This is a genomic window from Saccharopolyspora karakumensis, assembly GCF_004349225.1.
GTDB lineage: Bacteria > Actinomycetota > Actinomycetes > Mycobacteriales > Pseudonocardiaceae > Saccharopolyspora > Saccharopolyspora endophytica.
In genome coordinates, this window is record NZ_SMLA01000028.1 from 59,738 (window position 1) to 78,001 (window position 18,264).

Consider the following 18,264-nt stretch of genomic DNA (forward strand, 5'->3'; position numbering starts at 1 on the left):
GGGGTTCAGCCCGGTTCGGTGAGCTTCGTGCGCAGCCGCAGGACCGCGCGGGTGTGCAGCTGGCAGACGCGGGATTCGGTGACGCCCAGGACCCGGCCGATCTCGGCGAGCGTGAGGTTCTCGAAGTAGTAGAGGGTCACCACGACCCGGTCCCGCTCGCTGAGCCGCTCGACCGCCTCGGCGAGCTGGCGGCGGCTGTCGCGATCGACCAGGGCCGCCACCGGGTCCTCGGCGCGGTCGTCCGGCAGCGTCTCGGCCAGCGACGCCTGCGCGTGGCCGGCGCCGATCAGGTCGTCCAGCGCGACGACGCTGGTCATCTGCAGCTGCGCGAACAGCTCGCGCAGCTCCTCCAGGGACAGTTCGAGCTCTTCGGCGAGTTCCGCGTCCGTGGCCGTGCGCTGGAGCTTGGCCTCCAGGCGCTCCAGAGCCCGCTCCACGTCGCGCGCGCGGCTGCGCACCGAGCGCGGCACCCAGTCCTGGGCGCGCAGGTCGTCGAGGATCGCGCCTCGGATGCGCTGCATCGCGTAGGTCTCGAACTTCAGGCCGCGCTCGGGCTCGAACTTCTCGATCGCGTCGACCAGGCCGAATATCCCGGACTGGATCAGGTCGGAAATCTCCACGTGCGAGGGGAGGCCGGTGCCCACGCGTCCGGCGACGTACTTGACCAGCGGCGCGTAGTGCAGCACCAGCCGGTCGCGCAGCTCCTGGGTCGGCCGTTCCCCGAACGCCTGCCACAGCGCGACGATGCCGGCTTCGACCTCGTCGCCGCTGCGCTGGCCGTTGGTTCCCCACGCCGACTCGACGGTGGCCAGCGCGAGCGCACCGGGCAGCTCCGGCCGGTTTCCGTTGGCCGCACCGTTCAGGTCGCGGGCGCTCACCGGTGCCGAGCTCGATCTCGCGGCCACCGTGTTGGCGCCGCCCCCGGCATGGTCAGGAACGGGGGTGGGTTCGGTCATGGATCGCCTTCAGCCGTTCAACGGTCACGTGGGTGTAAAGCTGGGTCGTTGCGAGCGTAGCGTGACCAAGCAACTCCTGAACGCTACGGAGGTCTGCGCCACCTTCCAACAAATGGGTCGCAGCCGAGTGCCGAAGTCCGTGCGGCCCCAGATCCGGCGCACCGCCGACCGCGCCGACGGCGTCGTGCACGGTCCGCCGCACTGTCCTGGGATCGAGGCGTCCACCCCGGACTCCCAGGAACAACGCTGAGTTTGACGGGTCACGAAGCAGTTTAGGCCGCCCGCGGTGGAGCCATCGACCGAGTGCCGCATCGGCGGGCAGGCCGAACGGCACAGCGCGTTCCTTGTCGCCCTTGCCGATGACGCGGAGCACACGTCTTTCGCGGTCCACATCGCCTACGTCCAGTCCGCACAGTTCGGCCACCCGAACACCGGTGGCGTACAGCACTTCCACGACCGCGTGATCACGGAGAGCAACCGGATCTCCCTGCTCGGCGCCGGATGCCGACGCGCTCATCGCCTCGTCGGCCTGGTCGGCGCGCAGCACCGGCGGCAGCCTGCGCGGGCGCGAGGGGACGGCCAGCCTCGGACCGGGATCGGCGGCAAGCAGCCCGGTCTTGAACGCCCACGCCGTGAACGCGCGCGCGGACGCCGTCCTGCGTGCCAGCGTCGATCGGCTGACACCCGCGCTGTGCTGGGTGGACAGCCACTCCCGCAGCACCGACAGGTCGAGTCCTCGCACCCCGGCGTCGCCCGCGACTCCGGCCAGGTGGGCTAAGAGCGAGACCACGTCGGTGACGTATCCGCGCACGGTGTGGGCGGAGAGTCCGCGCTCGACGGCGAGGTGCCGCTCGAAGGAGTCCACAGCGGAGCCCAGCTCTTCAGGCAGTCCGGCCCGAACCTCGCGGAGGTCGGGTCGGCTCGGTCGCGCGGGACGTCCACCGGTCATACCCACGACGCTCGTCGCAATCCTTTCGCCGGTCAAGCATCGCCACGCGAATTGCGCTGTTTCCGAACTCACGTTGCGTGATCATGACATCACGTGTTGTCACGAAAATCGCTGTGCAGGGCGACTGTCCACGACCGAACGCGCAGATCGGAGTCGGTTTCTCCTTCCATTCTCCGGAATCTCTTTCACTTACCTTTCCTCCATCTTTCTCCTCAACTCGTGATCGCAATCCACCCGCTTTCCGTCCGTTTCGCGAAACCACCGAGTTCCAGCTCGACGAGCACGGCCCGCACCCGCCCCAGCGGCAACCCGCAGTCACGGGCCAGCTCCTCGTTCCCCGCGGACCCCACACCCCTCAGCGCGTCGTGAACCCGCCGCGCGTCCGGGTGCAGCCGGTCCGTGGCGCGCGACCGGGCCGCGACCTCCTCCGCCGGGCTCACCCCCAGCGGGCTGAGCAGCTCGACGACCTCCTCGGTGCGGGTGACCAGCACCGCCTGCCCCGAGCGCACCATCGCGTGGCACCCCACCGAGTTCTGCGAGGTGATCGGCCCCGGCACCGCCAGCACCGGACGCCCCAGCAGATCCGCGGTGTTGGCGGTGTTGGCCGCACCGCTGCGCGCGCCCGCCTCCACCACGACGGTGGCCCGGCCCATCGCGGCGATCAGCCGGTTGCGCACCAGGAACCGGTGCTTGCGCGGTGGCGTCCCCGGCGGGTACTCGCTGATCACCGCGCCCTGGTCGGCGATGGCGCGCAGCAACCTGCCGTGCCCAGCCGGGTAGTCCACGTCCGCACCGCAGGCCAGGAACGCCACCGTGCGCCCGCCGGCCGACAGCGCACCCCGGTGCGCCGCACCGTCGATCCCGTAGGCCGCACCGGAGACCACCGTGAACCCCGCCCCGGAGAGGCCGTGGCCGAACTCCGCCGCCACGTGCTCGCCGTACCCGGACGCCGCGCGCACCCACCACGGCCACCGCGCGCTCGGTGCACGCCGCGGGCTCAGCCCTCCCGCGCACCCACAGCGCGATCGGCTCGGCCATTTCCGGCAGGTCCATCTCGCGTGCGCCGGTGAGCTCCGAGAACGCCTCGCACGGCCAATCCGGCCGCTCCGGGATGAACAGCCGGACCCCCGCCGCCTCGCCCACGCGCAGCAACCTCTCGCCCGACACGGCATCACGCCTGGCCTCCACCTCCGCCAGCACCGGTTCCGGTGCCCGCCGCCGCACGATCGCGTCCACAGCACCCCGCGCGCCGCGCTCGGCGACGAAACGCGCCAACGCCCGGGCCGGTGGCTCGGCCACCGCCGACAGGAAAGCCCTGGCCTGCAGCAGTTCCTGCCTGGTCTTCTCGCTCAGCGAAGCCCACGCGCCCATCACACCGCCCTCCTGTCCCGGAATTCCAGCGCGGCGGCGACGTGATCCGCCGTCGGGCGGGGACTCGCGTCGAGATCCGCCAGCGTCCACGCCACCCGCAGGCACCGGTCCGCTCCGCGGGCGGTGATCGCGCCCGCCTCCAATCCCCGTTCCAGCAGCGCCGTCGTCTGCTCGGGCAGTGCGAACTCCTTGCGCAACGCCGGCCCGGGGACCTCCGTGTTGGTCTGCCAGCCGTGATCGGCCCACCGCTCCCGCGCCACCGCCCGCGCCCGCTCGACCCGCTCGCGCACCACCGCCGTGCTCTCCGGCTCGGTGCCCGCGCCCGTGCTCATCGCCGAGATCGGCCGGGTCCGCACCCGCAGGTCCACCCGGTCCAGCAGCGGACCGGACAACTTGCCCAGGTAGCGCCGCCGCGCCTGCGGAGCGCACTGGCAGTCCAGCTCGCGAGGTGGTGCGCAGGGGCACGGGTTCGTGGCCAGCACGAGCTGGAACCGCGCCGGGTAGCGCTGCGTGCCGTCGCGACGGGCCAGCCTGATCTCCCCCTCCTCCAGAGCCGTGCGCAACGCCTCCAACCGCTTCGGCCCGAGCTCGCACGCCTCGTCCAGCAGCAAGATCCCCCGGTGCGCCCGGCTGACGGCTCCCGGCCTGGCCAATCCCGTGCCGCCGCCGATCAGCGCCGGGATCGACAACGACGGGTGCGGAGCGACGAACGGCGGTCGGCGCACCAGGAACTCGGTGGACTCCTCGCTCAGCGACCGCAGTGCCGTGACCTCCAAGGATTCGGGAACGGTCAGTTCGGGCAGCAACCCGCACAGCCGCTTGGCCAGCATCGTCTTGCCTGTCCCCGGCGGCCCCACCATGAGCAGGTGGTGGCCACCGGCGGCGGCGACCTCCAGCGCCCAGCGCGCCTCCGGCTGACCGAGCACGTCGGCCAGGTCCGGCACGTCCTCGCGCTCCGGCTCGACCAGCGGCGGCGGATCCTCGCGCAGCTCCGCCAGCTCGCGCAGCCAGGCGATCACCTCCCGCAGGTGCTCCGCGCCGAGGATCTCGATGCCGTCCACCAAGTGCGCCTCGCCCAAGCCGTCCACCGGCACCACCGCGCGCCGCACACCCGACCGGCGAGCGGCCAGCAGCGCGGGCAGCAGCCCTCGCACCCCGCGCAGCCGACCGTCCAGGGCGAGCTCGCCGAACAGCACCGTGCCCCGCAGCCGGTGCGGCGGCACCTGCTCGCTGGCGGCCAGCACCGCGCAGGCCAGCGCCAGGTCGTAGGACGTGCCGCCCTTGGGCAGGGCGGCAGGCGACAGCGCCAGCGTGATCACCCGGTCCGTCGGCCACTCCTCCCGGCAGTTCTGGACGGCCGCGCACACCCGGTTCTTGGCCTCCTTCAACGCGCTGTCGGGCAGGCCGATCAGCTGCACCGAGGGAAGCCCGGAGCGCACGTCGGCCTCGATCTCCACCAGCACGCCGTCGACCCCGAACAGGGCGACCGCCCACGTCTTGCGCAGCGCCATCTCAGAACACCCCCTCGAGGTGCTCGACGCGGGCGGGCTCCCCCGGTGGCCACAGCACCGAGACGACGTCGAAGCGGACCCGGCAGCCGACCAGCTCGCGCTCGGAGAGCCACGCCCTGGCCACGCCCCGCACCCGGGCGATCTTGTCCGGGCCGATGGCGTGCAGCGGGCCGCCGTAATCCACCCCGGATCGCGCCTTGACCTCGCAGAACACCACGAGGTCGCCATCGGTGGCGACGATGTCGAGCTCGCCGCGCGGGCACCGCCAGTTGCGGTCCAGCACGATCAGCCCGCTCCGCTCCAGCAGCTCGGCGGCCATCCGCTCGCCGACCCTGCCCAGCTCGTGCCTGCGCCCGCCGGCGAGGTGATCGGACAGCGGCGCGGACATCTTCTCGGTGCCCACGGGAAACCTCCTCGGGAATCAAAATCGACGATTCCCGTTCCGGAGGGGTGAAAACTGCTCAGCACCAACCATTCCGGGAACGGGATGAACTCCACGGTGCCCATCCCGAACCGAGATGCCAAACAGATTTCCAAATCTGTGGATGAATTCGTCCCCTGTGGACAATCACTGCTCACACCTACGTGTGGTGGATTTCGTGTATCCGGGTATTCGCAGATCGCACTCGATCGCACTGCGCGCACGAAAAAGCCCGGACGGTCGATTTCGACCGTCCGGGCGCCTGCGACGTGGTCCGGGTTCCCCTACGACCCGAAAGGCCCGTTCTCCGGCAACCGGAGATCGGGCTTGTCCAGCTCCTCCACGTTGACGTCCTTGAACGTGATCACCCGAACGTTCTTGACGAACCTCGCCGGGCGATACATGTCCCAGACCCAGGCGTCGGACATCGACACCTCGAAGTAGACCTCCGAGTCGGAGTTGCGCACCTGCACGTCCACCGCGTTGGCCAGGTAGAAGCGCCGTTCGGTCTCCACGACGTAGGTGAACTGACCGACGATGTCGCGATACTCCTTGTAGAGCTGCAGCTCCATCTCGGTCTCGTACTTTTCGAGATCCTCGGCGCTCATCGGTGTGCGAGCCCTTCTGCGTTTCCGTTCGGACTACAAGGCCTCATTGTCCACCACTTCCCCCTTCGAAGCATCGAACAAACCGGGCTTGCTGGTCACAGCGCGCGGCGAGCGCATCCCGTGCTTCGCGGCGGCGGCCACGACGTTGGCGTAGGACCAGCGGTGCTGGACGCACGGACCGTGCTCGGTCATGCGCGCCGAGTGCAGCGGCGTGCTGTAGCCCTTGTGCTCGTCGAAGGCGTACTCCGGGAACCCCTCGTGCAGCTCACCGGCCATCAGCCTGTCCCGGGTGACCTTGGCCAGCACCGAGGCCGCCGCCACGCAGGCGGCGACCAGGTCGCCCTTGACGACCGCCACGCTCGGTGTCGCCAAGCCCTGCACCTTGAAGCCGTCGGTGAGCACGTAGCCGGGATGCTCGGTCAGCTGCGCCACCGAACGGCGCATGCCCTCCAGGTTGGCGACGTGAATGCCCAGCGCATCCACGTCCTCGGCCGGGATCACCACGGTCGAGCAGCTCAGCGCGCGGGAGGTGATGCGGTCGTAGAGCCGCTCCCGGTCGGCCTCGGTCAGCACCTTCGAGTCGGTCAAACCGTCGAAGCGCTTCGCATCACCCGGCTTGAGCACGCACGCGGCGACCACCAGCGGCCCGGCGCACGCTCCGCGCCCGGCCTCGTCCACACCGGCGACCGGGCCCAGCCCCCGGCGATCCAGGGCGCTCTGCAGGGCCCAGTTGCCGCTGCTGCGCCGGATCACCGACCGGGGTGGCCGGAAGTCCGTCACCGTCACTTCGATGTCACTCCGACTGCCGTCGCTTGCTCACTGCACCGACGAGCCTACGACCCATCCAGACCGCGGGGAACGCCGCGGCGAAACCCACGCCCAGCGGCAGCCCGCCCTGCCAGGCCGGCGCGCCCAGCGCCGTCGACTGCGGGTTGGGCTCCGGGATGCTCTGCCAGCGGGTCGGCGGCAGCACGATGACCTGCGCCTTGCCGATGACGTTGTCCACCGGGACGGCGCCGTTGGTGCCGCCACCACCCTGCACGCGGGAGTCGGAGGAGTCGTTGCGGTTGTCACCCATCACCCACAGGTGCCCCTGCGGAACGGTGACCGGCGCGAACTCGTCCTGGCCGACGCCGCGGCCCGGCTCCCAGTACACGTAGGGCTCGTTGAGCGGCTTGCCGTCCACCAGGACCCGGTTCTGCGGGTCGCAGCACTCGACGGTCTGGCCGCCGACGGCGATGACCCGCTTGACGAAGTCCTTCTCGTCCGGCGCCCCGAAGCCCAGCAGGGCGGCCGCGCCCTGGAAGAAGCCGGCGACCGGGTTGGTGGACTCCTCGGCGGTGAACTCGTTCTGCACCCACGGCTGCGGACCGCGGAAGACCACGACGTCGCCGGGCTCGGGGTCGGCGAAGCGGTAGGAGACCTTGTCGACCAGCACCCGGTCGTTGTTGCAACCGGTGCAGCCGTGCAGCGTCTGCTCCATCGACTGCGACGGGATCACGTACACCCGGGCCAGGAACGCCTGGATGAGCACCGTGAGCACCAGGGCGGTCACGATCAGGATGGGCAACTCCACCCAGAAGGAAGACTTCTTCTTGCCCTTCGACTTCGGGTGTTGAGACCCCCTGTCGGGAGCACCCTCACGGTGCTCCGAGTCCTGGGGCTCTTCCGCTGATCCGCTGCGCATGACGTCGGCCACCCGGCCAGGCTACTTGAACCGGCTCAGGGGCCATCGCGCTCCCCCGGCGCGGCGAACCGGGAACGCCGCCCGGTCCCGCCCCGATGACGTGCGATTTTCCGGATCATCCCGTTCCGCGGTCAGCACCTGCACCCGCTGGGCCTGCATTGATCACCCGAAGGTGGACAGCAGAAGGGCCCGGACGCTTCCGCGGCCGGGCCCTTCAGAACTGCAACGTCTCGCGTCGATCAGGACGCCGAAGCGGTCTCCCGCTTCTCCTTGATCTTCGCCGCCTTGCCGCGCCGGTCGCGCAGGTAGTACAGCTTCGCCCGCCGGACATCGCCGCGCGAGACGACCTCGATCTGCGCGATGTTCGGGGTGTGCACCGGGAAAGTCCGCTCCACACCGACACCGAAGGAAACCTTGCGCACGGTGAAGGTCTCCCGGATGCCATCGCCCTGGCGGCGGATGACTGCGCCCTGGAAGACCTGAGTCCGCTCGCGCGAACCCTCGATGACGCGGACGTGAACCTTCAGCGTGTCACCGGGCCGGAAGGCCGGGATGTCGGAACGCAGCGACTGGGCGTCCAACGCGTCCAGGGTGTTCATCGGTGGTCCGTCCTCATCCGTGTCGAAGGCACCCGTGTTCTCACATGTCGATGACCCGACCTGGAAGGTGGGCACCGCCCGACACGGGGTGAACTTGCTCTTTGCGCATGTCGAACCAGGTGGCTCGACTGCATCAACCTGTCCAGTGTGCCAGATCCGCATTTCCTCGCCCGATCCGGCCCCTTCAACGAGGGGCTCAGCGCGACGCGTCTCCGGCCTCACCGGCATCGTCGGAAGCATCCGACGCGCGCAGTTTATCGAGCTGTTTCCGGTCGGCCTTATCCAGGTCCCCCTCGGGCAACGCCGAGAGCAGTTCCGGCCGCCGGTGGTAGGTCCGCTCCAACGCCTGATCGCGCCGCCAGCGAGCGATCGCGGCGTGGTTGCCCGAGCGCAGGACGTCGGGAACCGGGCGATCCCGCCACACCTCGGGACGGGTGTAGCAAGGGCCTTCCAGCAGACCGTCCGAGAACGAGTCCTGCTCCGCCGACAGCGGGTTGCCCAGCACTCCGGGCAGCAGCCGCACGACGGCCTCGATCATCGTCAGCGCGGCGACCTCACCACCGACCAGCACGTAGTCGCCGATGGAGACCTCATCGACCGGCATCCGGGTGGCTGCGTCGTCGATGACCCGCTGGTCGATGCCCTCGTACCGGCCGCAGGCGAAGATCAGCCACGGGTCCTGCGACCAGCGCACGGCGGTCTTCTGGTCGAACGGCCGCCCGGCCGGGGTGGGCACGATCAGCCGGGGCGTGGCCTCCTGCGCGGCGCCAACCTCGTCGAGCGCCTCGCCCCAGACGTCGGGCTTCATCACCATGCCGGGGCCGCCGCCGTAGGGGCTGTCGTCGACCGCGCGGTGCACGTCGTGCGTCCAGTCGCGCAGGTCGTGCACGCCGACGGAGATCCGCTCGCGCTCGATGGCCTTGCCCAGCAGCGCTTCCCGCAGCGGGTTCAGGTAGTCGGGGAAGATCGTGATGACGTCGATGCGCATGATGGCCTCGTCTGGGGAACGCCCGTGAACGGGTGCTGCGGTGGATCCTTGCGAGCGGCGAAGCCGCTTCCCGAGCAACTCGCACCGCCGCGCACAACGGCCTCGGCTGCCGGCTCAGTCCAGCAGGCCTTCGGGCGGGTCGAGCACGACCCTGCCGCCCCCGAGGTCGACCTCGGGGACGATGGCGGAGACGAACGGCACCAGGGCTTCTCGTTCGCCCTTCTCAGCCTCCGGGTCCGCGATGGTGATCGCGAGGAGTTCGCCGGCGGGCGAGTGCAGCACGTCGCGCACCACGCCCACGTCCTCACCGGAGACCAGGGCCGCGCGCAGCCCGATCAGCTCGGTGTCGTGGAACTCGTCGGGGTCCTCGGGCGACTCGGCCTCGTCGGCGGAGACCGTCAGCAGCGCACCGCGCAGCTCCTCCGCGGCGTCCCGGCCGTCCACGCCCTCAGCGCGCACCAACAGCCGCCCGGCGTGCTGCCGGGCGGCTGTCACGGTGAGGCTCTGCGCGCTCTTCTTACTGCTCTGACCGGCTCCTCGGCGCTTCAAACCGAGCACCGCACCGGGAACGAACCGCAGCTCCGGGCTGTCGGTGAGCACCTCGACGACGAGCTCGCCCCGCACGCCATGCGGCCGCACCACGCGCCCCACTGCGAGGGCCTCCGGCTGAAGTTCGTTCATCCCGATCAGCGGTCGGTGTCGACCACGTCGACCCGGATACCGCGACCACCGATGCCGGTCATCACGGTCCGCAGCGCGGTGGCGGTGCGCCCGCCGCGTCCGATGACCTTGCCCAGGTCGTCCGGGTTGACGTGCACCTCGAGGGTGCGACCACGCCGGGTCGTCAGCAGCTGGACGCGGACATCGTCGGGGTTGTCGACGATGCCGCGCACCAGGTGTTCAAGCGCGTCCGAGAGGACCGTCACGCCTGACCGTCCTCGGACTTCTGCTCGGCAGCCTTGTCCTCGGCCTTCTCGTCGGCCTTGTCCTCAGCCTTGGCCTCGGACTTCTTGCCACCCTTCTTCTTCGGGGTGGTGGCCTCGACGGTCGGCTCCTCGCCGGCGGCGGCGAGAGCGGCCTCGAACAGCTCCTGCTTGCTCGTCTTCGGCTCGGCGACCTTCAGGGTGCCCTCGGCGCCCGGCAGGCCCTTGTGCTTCTGCCAGTCGCCGGTGATCTCCAGGATGTTGCGCACCGGTTCGGTCGGCTGCGCGCCGACACCCAGCCAGTACTGCGCCCGCTCCGAGTCGACGATGATGCCGCTCGGGTTCTCCTTCGGGTGGTACTGACCGATCGTCTCGATGACCCGGCCGTTGCGACGGGTGCGGGCGTCTGCGATGACGATGCGGTAGTGCGGCTCCCGGATCTTGCCGATCCGCGCGAGCTTGATCTTCACAGCCACGGGTGCTGGTGCTCCTCAGACTCTCATTGGTGCTCCGGTGAGCGATGCGCCAACCGCGTGGGGCAGCGATTCGCACAGCTCGTAGGTCAAATCGCCGGCAAGAGGTGAGAGGGACCCCAAGCCGCGAACAGCAACCTATTCTGCCAGACGCTCATCGTCAGTGGTGACCGGGGCATCTTGCTCGGCGGTGCCGGTAGGAGAACCTCAGACGCCCTCTGGCTCCGGGCGCCGCTCCTGATGTATGGCCAGTCACGGCGTCCTCACCAGAGGACGCCATGAGAACCTCCGGCGACGCCGGCTCGGCTCAGGTGGGCATCAGGCCCAGGGAGACCAGGAGCAGGCCCAGCGCCGGGAGGAAGTTGTTCACCTGGTGGGCGATCACGCTGGCGGTGAGGCGGCCGGTCACCATCCTGGCCAGACCGATCGGGATGGTGATCACCAGCAGCAGCCAGGTGCGCGCCGGTTCCAGGTGCCCGATCGCGAACACCGCGGTGCTCAGCACGAACACGTTGAGCTGGCTCCAGCGCAGCCGCTCCATCGCGCCCCACAGCAGACCGCGGTAGAGCAGCTCCTCGCACAGCGGTGCGACCAGCCAGACGTGCAGGAACAGCAGCACCGCGACCACGGGCGGCAACCGGACCCCGTCGAGGACGCTGCTCACCGTGGAGGTCTGACCGGGCTCGGCCCAGTGCGTCCACAGCATGGTGGCGATCGTGGTGGTGACGAGCCCGACGCCACCGATGGCCAGTCCGGTCCGGACGTCCGACCAGCGCCACTCCAGCCCGAAGTCCTGCACCGGGCCGTTGCCCCGCACCACGGTGATGAGCACCGCCACGCCACCGGCCAGCAGGGTCGGCAGCACCAGCATCAGCACGATGGACCACACACCCGGCTCGCCGAACGCGGCGGCCAGCACCACCGAGGTCAGCACGAACACCGCTTCGGCGAAGAAGAAGGCCCCCAGCCCCCAGCGGTGCGTGCGCACCGGCGGAGCGGCCACCCAGGTGCGGCCACCGGGAGCCGGATCGCCGATTCCGGATTCTTGTGTGTGCACGAGCGCCTCCGTGATGCCGAACAGCGGATCGACGACCCGCGTGACGATGTCGGCTGACACCGGCGGAAGTCGTCAGACTACTGCGGTGCCTCGCCGGGTCACGATCACCACGTCTCGGGCGGGGTGTTCATCTGGCCACGGCGAACAGCAGGAGTGCCGGCAGGAAGTTGTTGGTGGCGTGCGCGACCATGCTGGCCGACACGCGCCCGGTGATCATCCGCGCCATCCCGATGGCCAGCCCGCCGACGAACAGCACCGGCGTCCGCCACACCTCCTGGTGTATCAGGGCGAAGATCACCGAGGTCAGGATGAGGATCGCGACGCGCGGGATCCGGTAGTGCTCCATCGCGCCCCACAGGGCACCGCGCATCAGCAGCTCTTCGGTCAAGGGCGCGCCCAGGAACGCGAACAGCGCGAACAGGAACAACCAGACCGTCCGGTCTCCTTGCATCAGCCTGGTCAGGTCGGATTCCGGTGGCGGGCCGGCGAGCGCGATGACCACCAGGGTCACCATCCACGACCCGAACAGCGCGCAGAGCCCGCAGATCAGGCCGACCTTCACGTCGCGGCGCCGGGGCAGGATGCCGAAGTCGGCGCGCAGCCCGTGCCCTCGCCACCAGGAGAAGACCGCGGGAATCAGACCGAGCAGGATGTTCGGCGCGAACGCGACCAGCAGCAGCGGGCCGGTGTTCGGCGGTTGCGCGGGGTTGAACCCGCCCTCGGGCTCCCGCACGGCGCCGAGGATGACCACGGCGAGGTAGTAGCCGCCGTATCCGAGGAAGAACGCCGCGAAACCCCAGGCCAGCGAACCCCGCCTGGCCGCTTCCAGCTGCGCCTCCCAGAACCTGGGGTGCAGGTCGGCGGTGCCGTCCACCCGACGCATCGGTTGAAGGTAAGGATCCCGCTTCTCCCCCACAAGACGCTCCCCTCGACCTACCAACCCTAAGGGTTCGCACACGGGAACGCTGTGTCGCCGAGCGGAGGCGGAAACGATTGCGGGGACCGTTTTCAGACTGTTCGAAGGGCTAGAAGACCTTGCCGCCTAGCAGGATTCGACTCGGCGAGCGGAGAACGTCCAGGTCCTTGCGGGGGTCCGCGTCGTAGCACACCAGGTCGGCGAGAGCGCCGTGCTCCAGGCCCGACCAGCCCAGCCACTCGCGCGCGCCCCAGGAGGCGGCGCTGAGCGCCTGCTCGGTGGACATGCCGACCCGGTGCAGCGCGGCGACCTCGTCGGCCAGCACGCCGTGCGGGATGCCGCCTCCGGCGTCGGTGCCCGCGTAGACCGGGATGCCCGCCTCGATGGCCTTGGCGACGGTGCTGTCGGCTCGCTCGTAGAGGGCCGTCATGTGCGTGGCGTAGTCCGGGTACTTCGTCGCGGCCGCGGCGAAGCCCGGGAAGTTCTCCACGTTGACCAGGGTCGGCACCAGCGCGGTGCCGCGTGCGGCCATCAGTTCGACGGTCTCGTCGGTCAGGCCGGTGCCGTGTTCGATGCAGTCGATGCCCGCGTTGATCAGGCCGGGCAGCGCGTCCTCGCCGAACACGTGGGCGGTGACCCGGGCGCCGAGGCGGTGCGCGGTGTCGATGGCCTCGGCCAGCACCTCGTCGCTCCACAGCGGGGCCAGGTCGCCCACCGAGCGGTCGATCCAGTCGCCGACGAGCTTGATCCAGCCGTCGCCGTAGGCGGCCTGCTCGGCGACCGCGGCGGGCAGATCCTGCTCGTCGTCGAGGTCGTCGGACAGCTTCGGGATGTAGCGCTTGGGGCGGGCCAGGTGCTTGCCCGCGCGGATGATGCGCGGCAGGTCGTCGCGCTGCTGCAGCGGCCGGGTGTCGATCGGCGAACCGCAGTCGCGGATCAGCAGGGTGCCCGCGTCGCGGTCGGTCTCGGCCTGGGTGACGGCCTCGTCGAGCTCGACCGGTCCCCGGGTTCCGATGCCGACGTGGCAGTGCGCGTCGACCAGACCGGGCAGCACGTAGCCACCGTCGAAGACGGTCTCGGCACCGGCGACCGGTTCCGAGGAGATCCGGCCGTCGACGATCCACAGGTCCCGCTGCGCGCCCTCGGGCAGCACCGTGGCGCGCAGGTGCAGCGCCGTCACTGGTCCTTCTTGCCGAAGTTCAGCTTCGACGGGTCGAAGCCGGGCGGGAGCTGGTTGGCCGTGGGGTCCAGTTTGGACAGATCCGGACCGGCTCCGCCGCCCATGCCGGGCATTCCACCCGGGGGGAGGCCGGGGAAGCCGCCGGGCATGCCCTTCGTGCCCTTCGGCGGGGTCGGGCCGCCCTTGCCCTTCTTGCCCTTCTTCCCCTTCTTGCCCTTGCGGTTCTTGCTGCCGCCGCCTCCGCCGCCGAAGCCGCCGAACTGGCCGGCCATCCGCTGCATCATCTTGCGGGCTTCGAAGAACCGGTTGACCAGGTCGTTGATGTCGCCGACGGTCACACCCGAACCGCGCGCGATGCGCTGGCGGCGGGAGGCGTTGATGATCTTCGGGTCGGCCCGCTCGGCCGGGGTCATGCCGCGGATGATCGCCTGGATGCGGTCGAGCTGCTTCTCGTCGAAGTTGGCCAGCTGGTCCTTCATCTGGCCCGCGCCCGGCAGCATGCCCAGCAGGTTCTGCAGCGGACCCATCCGCCGCACCGCCTGCATCTGCTCCAGGAAGTCCTCCAGGGTCAGCTGGCCGGTGCCCAGCTTCTCCGCGGCCTTCTCGGCCTGCTCCTGGTCGAAGGCCTGCTCGGCCTGCTCGATCAGGGTGAGCATGTCGCCCATGCCCAGGATCCGGTTGCCCATCCGGTCCGGGTGGAAGACGTCGAAGTCCTCCAGCTTCTCACCGCTGGAGGCGAACATGATCGGCTGGCCGGTGACCTCGCGGACCGACAGCGCGGCACCACCGCGGGCGTCACCGTCGAGCTTGGTCAGCACCACACCGGAGAAGCCCACGCCGTCGCGGAACGCCTCGGCGGTGGTCACCGCGTCCTGACCGATCATCGCGTCCAGGACGAACAGGATCTCGTCCGGCGTGACCGCGTCCCGGATGTCGGCGGCCTGCTTCATCATCTCCTCGTCGACGCCCAACCGGCCGGCGGTGTCGACGATGACGATGTCGTGCTGCGCGCGCTTGGCTTCCTCGATGCTGTCGCGGGAGACCTGCACCGGGTCGCCGACGCCGTTGCCCGGCTCGGGAGCGAACACCGGGACACCGGCGCGCTCACCGACCACCTGCAGCTGGTTGACGGCGTTCGGGCGCTGCAGGTCGCAGGCCACCAGCATCGGCGTGTGGCCCTGACCGGACAGCCACTTGGCGAGCTTGCCCGCCAACGTCGTCTTACCCGCACCCTGCAGACCCGCGAGCATGATCACCGTCGGCGGGGTCTTGGCCAGCTCCAGGCGACGGGTCTCACCGCCGAGGATCGTGACCAGTTCCTCGTTGACGATCTTGACGACCTGCTGGGCCGGGTTCAGCGCCTGCGAGACCTCGGAGCCCTTGGCCCGTTCCTTGACACCCTTGATGAACCCGCGCACGACGGGAAGCGCCACGTCCGCTTCGAGCAGGGCGATGCGGATCTCCCGCGCGGTGGCGTCGATGTCGGCTTCGGACAGCCGCCCCTTGCCGCGCAGGTTCGTCAGGACCGAGGTGAGCCGGTCGGAGAGAGTGTCGAACACGGGTTCACGGGCTCCAGAGTCGATGGATGTACCTGGGTACCTATGCGAGGGTAACCGACCGGTTGTGAAGACCTATTTCCTCGGTTTGCTTGGCGGTGCGGGTAGCGGAACTGACACGCCTCCTGGCTCCGGGATCCGCGACTCATGTATGCCAATACACAACGCTGCGGCTGTCCTCACCAGGAGGCGTGTCAGAACCCGCGGCGGTGCGAGCTGCGAGGGTGGCCTCGCAGCTCGCGGCTACGCCGCTTGCAGGCGAACCGAGAAAACTCGGACTCAGGCTCCGGTGTGCCGCAGGTCGCGCTTGGGGCCGGACGTGCGGTGCTGCTGCGGGGAGCGCTGACCACCGGTGCCCTGGCCCTTGCGGTGCGGACGCGGCTTGTTGTCGCGGTCCCGGTTGCCGGCGGGGCGGCGCGGGCGGCGGCTGATGAACTCACCGTCGGCGCGGGTGATCTTCAGACCACGACCGGCCACCTGGGTGGCGCGCAGCTTGGTCAGCAGCTCCTCGGGCAGGTCCGCGGGCAGCTCGATCAGCGTGTGCTCGTTGCGGATGTCGATGTGCCCGATGTACTTGCTGGGCACGCCGCCCTCGTTGGCCAGCGCACCGACCAGTGCGCGCGGCGTGACGCGGTTCCGGCGGCCGACCTCGACCCGGTAGGTCTCGGTGTCGGCGTTGTTGCTGTGGAACGTCGGGCCGTCGCGGCGCGCCGGCTCCGGCTCGGCCTCCAGCAGCAGCGGACGCTCCCCCTGGGCCATCGCGGCGAGGGCCGCGGCGATCTCCGAGGCGGGCACGTCGTGGGTGCGCTCGTACTCGTTGACCAGCTCCTGGAAGACCTCCAGGCCGCCCTTGGCCAGCGTGTCGGTGATGCTCTGCGCGAACTTCGCCAGACGGCGGTCGTTGACCGCGTCGATGCTCGGCAGCTCCATCTGCGTGATCTGCTGGCGGGTGGCCCGCTCGATCGCGCGCAGCAGGTGCCGCTCGCGCGGGGAGACGAACAGGATCGCCTCGCCGCTGCGCCCGGCACGACCGGTGCGGCCCACGCGGTGCACGTAGGACTCGGTGTCGTGCGGGATGTCGTAGTTGAGCACGTGCGAGATGCGCTCGACGTCGAGTCCGCGCGCGGCCACGTCGGTGGCCACCAGGATGTCGATCTTGCCGTCGCGCAGGTGACCGATGGTGCGCTCGCGCTGGGCCTGGGCGATGTCGCCGTTGATGGCCGAGGCGCTGAAACCGCGCGCCTGCAGCTTCTCCGCGAGCTCCTCGGTGAGCTGCTTGGTGCGCACGAACACGATCATCGCGTCGAAGGTCTCGACCTCGAGGATGCGGGTCAGCGCGTCCAGCTTGTTGGAGGCGCGCACCGGCACGTGCCGCTGGTTGATGTTGGTGGCGGTGGAGGTCTTGGTCTTGACCGAGATCTCCGCCGGGTTGTTCAGGTAGTTCTGCGTGATCTTGCGGATGCCCTGCGGCATCGTCGCCGAGAACAGCGCGACCTGGCGCTGGCTGGGAACCGACTGCAGGATCTTCTCGACGTCCTCGATGAAGCCCATGCGCAGCATCTCGTCGGCCTCGTCGAGCACCAGGTTCTTCAGCGCGCTGAGGTCCAGCGAGCCCTTCTCCAGGTGGTCGATGAGCCGGCCCGGGGTGCCGACGACGACGTGCGCGCCGCGGCGCAGACCCGCCAGCTGCGGGCCGTAACCGGTGCCGCCGTAGATCGGCAGCACGTGGAAGCCGGGCAGGTGCGAGGCGTAGCGCTGGAACGCCTCGGAGACCTGGATGGCCAGCTCGCGGGTGGGCGCCAGCACCAGGGCCTGCGGCTTGGTGGTGGTCAGGTCCATGTTGGACAGAATCGGCAGCGCGAACGCGGCGGTCTTGCCGGTACCGGTCTGCGCCAGGCCCAGCACGTCGCGGCCTTCCAGCAGCAGCGGGATCGTCTGCTCCTGGATCGGCGACGGGGCCTCGTACCCGATCTCGGTCAGCGTCTTCTGGACGCGCTCGTCGAGTTCGAGTTCAGCGAAAGTAGGCATGCGGAACGCGGGTCTCCCTAGGTGGGTCGGCGGTGGGCTGATCGCGGAAAAAGGTCCGGCGCCACCCCGCGCGTGCTGACGGGGCTGTGCGTCCACTCGGTGGCGTGCGGCGAACCTGCTTGGACTCCGCTTGCGCTTGTCGAACCGCGCGCTCCACCCGACGCACACCCTGTTGCCAGTGACCCGCAGCTCGAAAAATCTCAGCCTGGCGCAGCGACATCTGGCCGCAGCACCGGGGGTCCAGGGTAATCATCGCGATCAGTTGATGTCGGCCCGCCCCTGCCCAAGGGGACGCAGGTCACGTCTCGACGTCGAGCCGCAGGCCATCGGCCACCTGAGAACGGGTGAACAGGTGCACCCGGCGCCAGCCGATCAGCCGCTCCCCGGCCAGCAGGCGCCGGTGCATCCGCTCGGCCCGCAGCACGTGCCGCTGGAAGGAGCTCGACCGGATCAGCCTGCCCCGCGCCCGCTGCCCGTCCAACGCCGAGTCGGCGTCGGCGTGCAGCCACAGCAGGACCGTCCGCCGCCCGCTCAGGCACGCGAAGACCAGCAGCATCAGCCGCGTGCTCGCCCTGGTCGCGGGCTCGTGCGCGACCACCGGACCGCGGTTGACCAGGCACGCCCACAAGATCCGGGACCGGTGCAGCAGGTGCACCAGCGGCCGGTAGTAGCGGTAGGGGATGCCGGGCGAGAGGGCGCGCAGCCTGGCGCGCACCTGCTCGGAATCCAGCCGGACCACGTCCTCGTCCGAGCGCATCTTGGCCAGCACGGTGCTCTTGCCCGCGCCGGGCACACCGGCGAGCACGACCAGCGAACGGCGACCCACCCGCACCGAAGGCGTCGGGTCGGCAGCGACGGGAGAAGCGTCCGAAATGTCCACCAGGACTCCAGATTACGCGCTCCCGATCATGGAGGTCCGGGGAAGTGATCACCGCCGCACCGACGAGGAGGCGGCCCGCTCCCCCTGAGCGGGCCGCCTCCTCGAACTCCCCGGTGCGTTACGGGGTCCCGCACCCGGTTCACACGTGGGAGGCCCTGTCC

The 18,264-nt window shown here is 70.0% G+C and carries 19 protein-coding genes; all 19 read right to left on the reverse strand.

The features are described from left to right. Positions 1–5: 5 nt before the first annotated feature. Positions 6–956, reverse strand: a complete 951-nt coding sequence (gene whiG / locus E1202_RS18570; RefSeq protein WP_132684413.1) for an RNA polymerase sigma factor WhiG — start codon at positions 954–956, stop codon at positions 6–8. Further along, positions 931–1,905, reverse strand: coding sequence for a tyrosine recombinase XerC (locus tag E1202_RS18575; RefSeq protein ID WP_132684414.1), 975 nt, complete (start codon positions 1,903–1,905; stop codon positions 931–933). Before E1202_RS18575 ends, whiG begins: the two co-directional genes overlap by 26 nt. A gap of 212 nt (positions 1,906–2,117) precedes the next feature. Continuing rightward, entirely contained in the window at positions 2,118–2,864 is a 747-nt protein-coding gene (locus E1202_RS32840) for a DNA-processing protein DprA (RefSeq protein ID WP_328590998.1), read from the reverse strand. 411 nt (positions 2,865–3,275) lie between these two features. Further along, a complete protein-coding gene (locus E1202_RS18585; protein WP_132684415.1) occupies positions 3,276–4,787 on the reverse strand; it encodes a YifB family Mg chelatase-like AAA ATPase in 1,512 nt (503 codons plus the stop codon). A 1-nt stretch (position 4,788) separates the two neighbouring features. Beyond that, positions 4,789–5,175 (reverse strand): YraN family protein, encoded by a 387-nt coding sequence (locus E1202_RS18590; RefSeq protein WP_132684433.1) that lies wholly within the window; start codon positions 5,173–5,175, stop codon positions 4,789–4,791. A gap of 317 nt (positions 5,176–5,492) precedes the next feature. Further along, positions 5,493–5,816 (reverse strand): DUF2469 domain-containing protein, encoded by a 324-nt coding sequence (locus tag E1202_RS18595; protein WP_132627485.1) that lies wholly within the window; start codon positions 5,814–5,816, stop codon positions 5,493–5,495. A gap of 33 nt (positions 5,817–5,849) precedes the next feature. Beyond that, positions 5,850–6,602, reverse strand: coding sequence for a ribonuclease HII (locus E1202_RS18600; protein ID WP_132684416.1), 753 nt, complete (start codon positions 6,600–6,602; stop codon positions 5,850–5,852). A 7-nt stretch (positions 6,603–6,609) separates the two neighbouring features. Then, positions 6,610–7,515, reverse strand: a complete 906-nt coding sequence (gene lepB, locus E1202_RS18605; protein ID WP_132684417.1) for a signal peptidase I — start codon at positions 7,513–7,515, stop codon at positions 6,610–6,612. Positions 7,516–7,742: 227 nt separating this feature from the next. Beyond that, positions 7,743–8,102, reverse strand: coding sequence for a 50S ribosomal protein L19 (gene rplS, locus E1202_RS18610; protein ID WP_132627488.1), 360 nt, complete (start codon positions 8,100–8,102; stop codon positions 7,743–7,745). 196 nt (positions 8,103–8,298) lie between these two features. Continuing rightward, a complete protein-coding gene (gene trmD / locus E1202_RS18615; protein WP_132684418.1) occupies positions 8,299–9,090 on the reverse strand; it encodes a tRNA (guanosine(37)-N1)-methyltransferase TrmD in 792 nt (263 codons plus the stop codon). Between the two features lie 114 nt (positions 9,091–9,204). Beyond that, on the reverse strand, positions 9,205–9,771 hold the full coding sequence (gene rimM, locus E1202_RS18620) for a ribosome maturation factor RimM (protein WP_132684419.1): 567 nt from the start codon (positions 9,769–9,771) through the stop codon (positions 9,205–9,207). Between the two features lie 5 nt (positions 9,772–9,776). Then, entirely contained in the window at positions 9,777–10,016 is a 240-nt protein-coding gene (locus E1202_RS18625; protein WP_093413382.1) for an RNA-binding protein, read from the reverse strand. Continuing rightward, positions 10,013–10,489 carry a 30S ribosomal protein S16 gene (gene rpsP, locus E1202_RS18630; protein ID WP_132627491.1) on the reverse strand — a complete coding sequence of 159 codons (477 nt, stop codon included), beginning with the start codon at positions 10,487–10,489 and terminating at the stop codon, positions 10,013–10,015. Before rpsP ends, E1202_RS18625 begins: the two co-directional genes overlap by 4 nt. Before the next feature lie 304 nt (positions 10,490–10,793). Next, entirely contained in the window at positions 10,794–11,603 is an 810-nt protein-coding gene (locus tag E1202_RS18635; protein WP_235878613.1) for a CPBP family intramembrane glutamic endopeptidase, read from the reverse strand. A 67-nt stretch (positions 11,604–11,670) separates the two neighbouring features. Continuing rightward, positions 11,671–12,426 carry a CPBP family intramembrane glutamic endopeptidase gene (locus tag E1202_RS18640; protein WP_132684420.1) on the reverse strand — a complete coding sequence of 252 codons (756 nt, stop codon included), beginning with the start codon at positions 12,424–12,426 and terminating at the stop codon, positions 11,671–11,673. Between the two features lie 142 nt (positions 12,427–12,568). Further along, complete coding sequence (locus E1202_RS18645; RefSeq protein WP_132684421.1) at positions 12,569–13,639, reverse strand: metal-dependent hydrolase family protein; 1,071 nt, start codon at positions 13,637–13,639, stop codon at positions 12,569–12,571. Continuing rightward, the gene (gene ffh, locus E1202_RS18650; protein WP_132684422.1) at positions 13,636–15,198 is read right to left on the reverse strand and encodes a signal recognition particle protein; all 1,563 of its coding nucleotides are present in this window, start codon (positions 15,196–15,198) and stop codon (positions 13,636–13,638) included. The genes E1202_RS18645 and ffh overlap by 4 nt, the downstream gene beginning before the upstream one ends. Positions 15,199–15,474: 276 nt before the next feature. Further along, the gene (locus tag E1202_RS18655) at positions 15,475–17,223 is read right to left on the reverse strand and encodes a DEAD/DEAH box helicase (protein WP_132684423.1); all 1,749 of its coding nucleotides are present in this window, start codon (positions 17,221–17,223) and stop codon (positions 15,475–15,477) included. Between the two features lie 298 nt (positions 17,224–17,521). After that, positions 17,522–18,103 (reverse strand): AAA family ATPase, encoded by a 582-nt coding sequence (locus E1202_RS18660; protein WP_132684424.1) that lies wholly within the window; start codon positions 18,101–18,103, stop codon positions 17,522–17,524. Positions 18,104–18,264: the final 161 nt, after the last annotated feature.

What these genes read in the sequence shown, in the direction of transcription:
- E1202_RS18575 (WP_132684414.1), bottom strand. Translation starts at nt 1,905, where the DNA reads ATGACCGGTGGACGTCCCGCGCGACCGAGCCGACCCGACCTCCGCGAG.
- E1202_RS18655 (WP_132684423.1), bottom strand. Translation starts at nt 17,223, where the DNA reads ATGCCTACTTTCGCTGAACTCGAACTCGACGAGCGCGTCCAGAAGACG.
- trmD (WP_132684418.1), bottom strand. Translation starts at nt 9,090, where the DNA reads ATGCGCATCGACGTCATCACGATCTTCCCCGACTACCTGAACCCGCTG.
- whiG (WP_132684413.1), bottom strand. Translation starts at nt 956, where the DNA reads ATGACCGAACCCACCCCCGTTCCTGACCATGCCGGGGGCGGCGCCAAC.
- rimM (WP_132684419.1), bottom strand. Translation starts at nt 9,771, where the DNA reads ATGAACGAACTTCAGCCGGAGGCCCTCGCAGTGGGGCGCGTGGTGCGG.
- E1202_RS18590 (WP_132684433.1), bottom strand. Translation starts at nt 5,175, where the DNA reads ATGTCCGCGCCGCTGTCCGATCACCTCGCCGGCGGGCGCAGGCACGAG.
- rplS (WP_132627488.1), bottom strand. Translation starts at nt 8,102, where the DNA reads ATGAACACCCTGGACGCGTTGGACGCCCAGTCGCTGCGTTCCGACATC.
- E1202_RS18585 (WP_132684415.1), bottom strand. Translation starts at nt 4,787, where the DNA reads ATGGCGCTGCGCAAGACGTGGGCGGTCGCCCTGTTCGGGGTCGACGGC.
- E1202_RS18595 (WP_132627485.1), bottom strand. Translation starts at nt 5,816, where the DNA reads ATGAGCGCCGAGGATCTCGAAAAGTACGAGACCGAGATGGAGCTGCAG.
- E1202_RS18640 (WP_132684420.1), bottom strand. Translation starts at nt 12,426, where the DNA reads ATGCGTCGGGTGGACGGCACCGCCGACCTGCACCCCAGGTTCTGGGAG.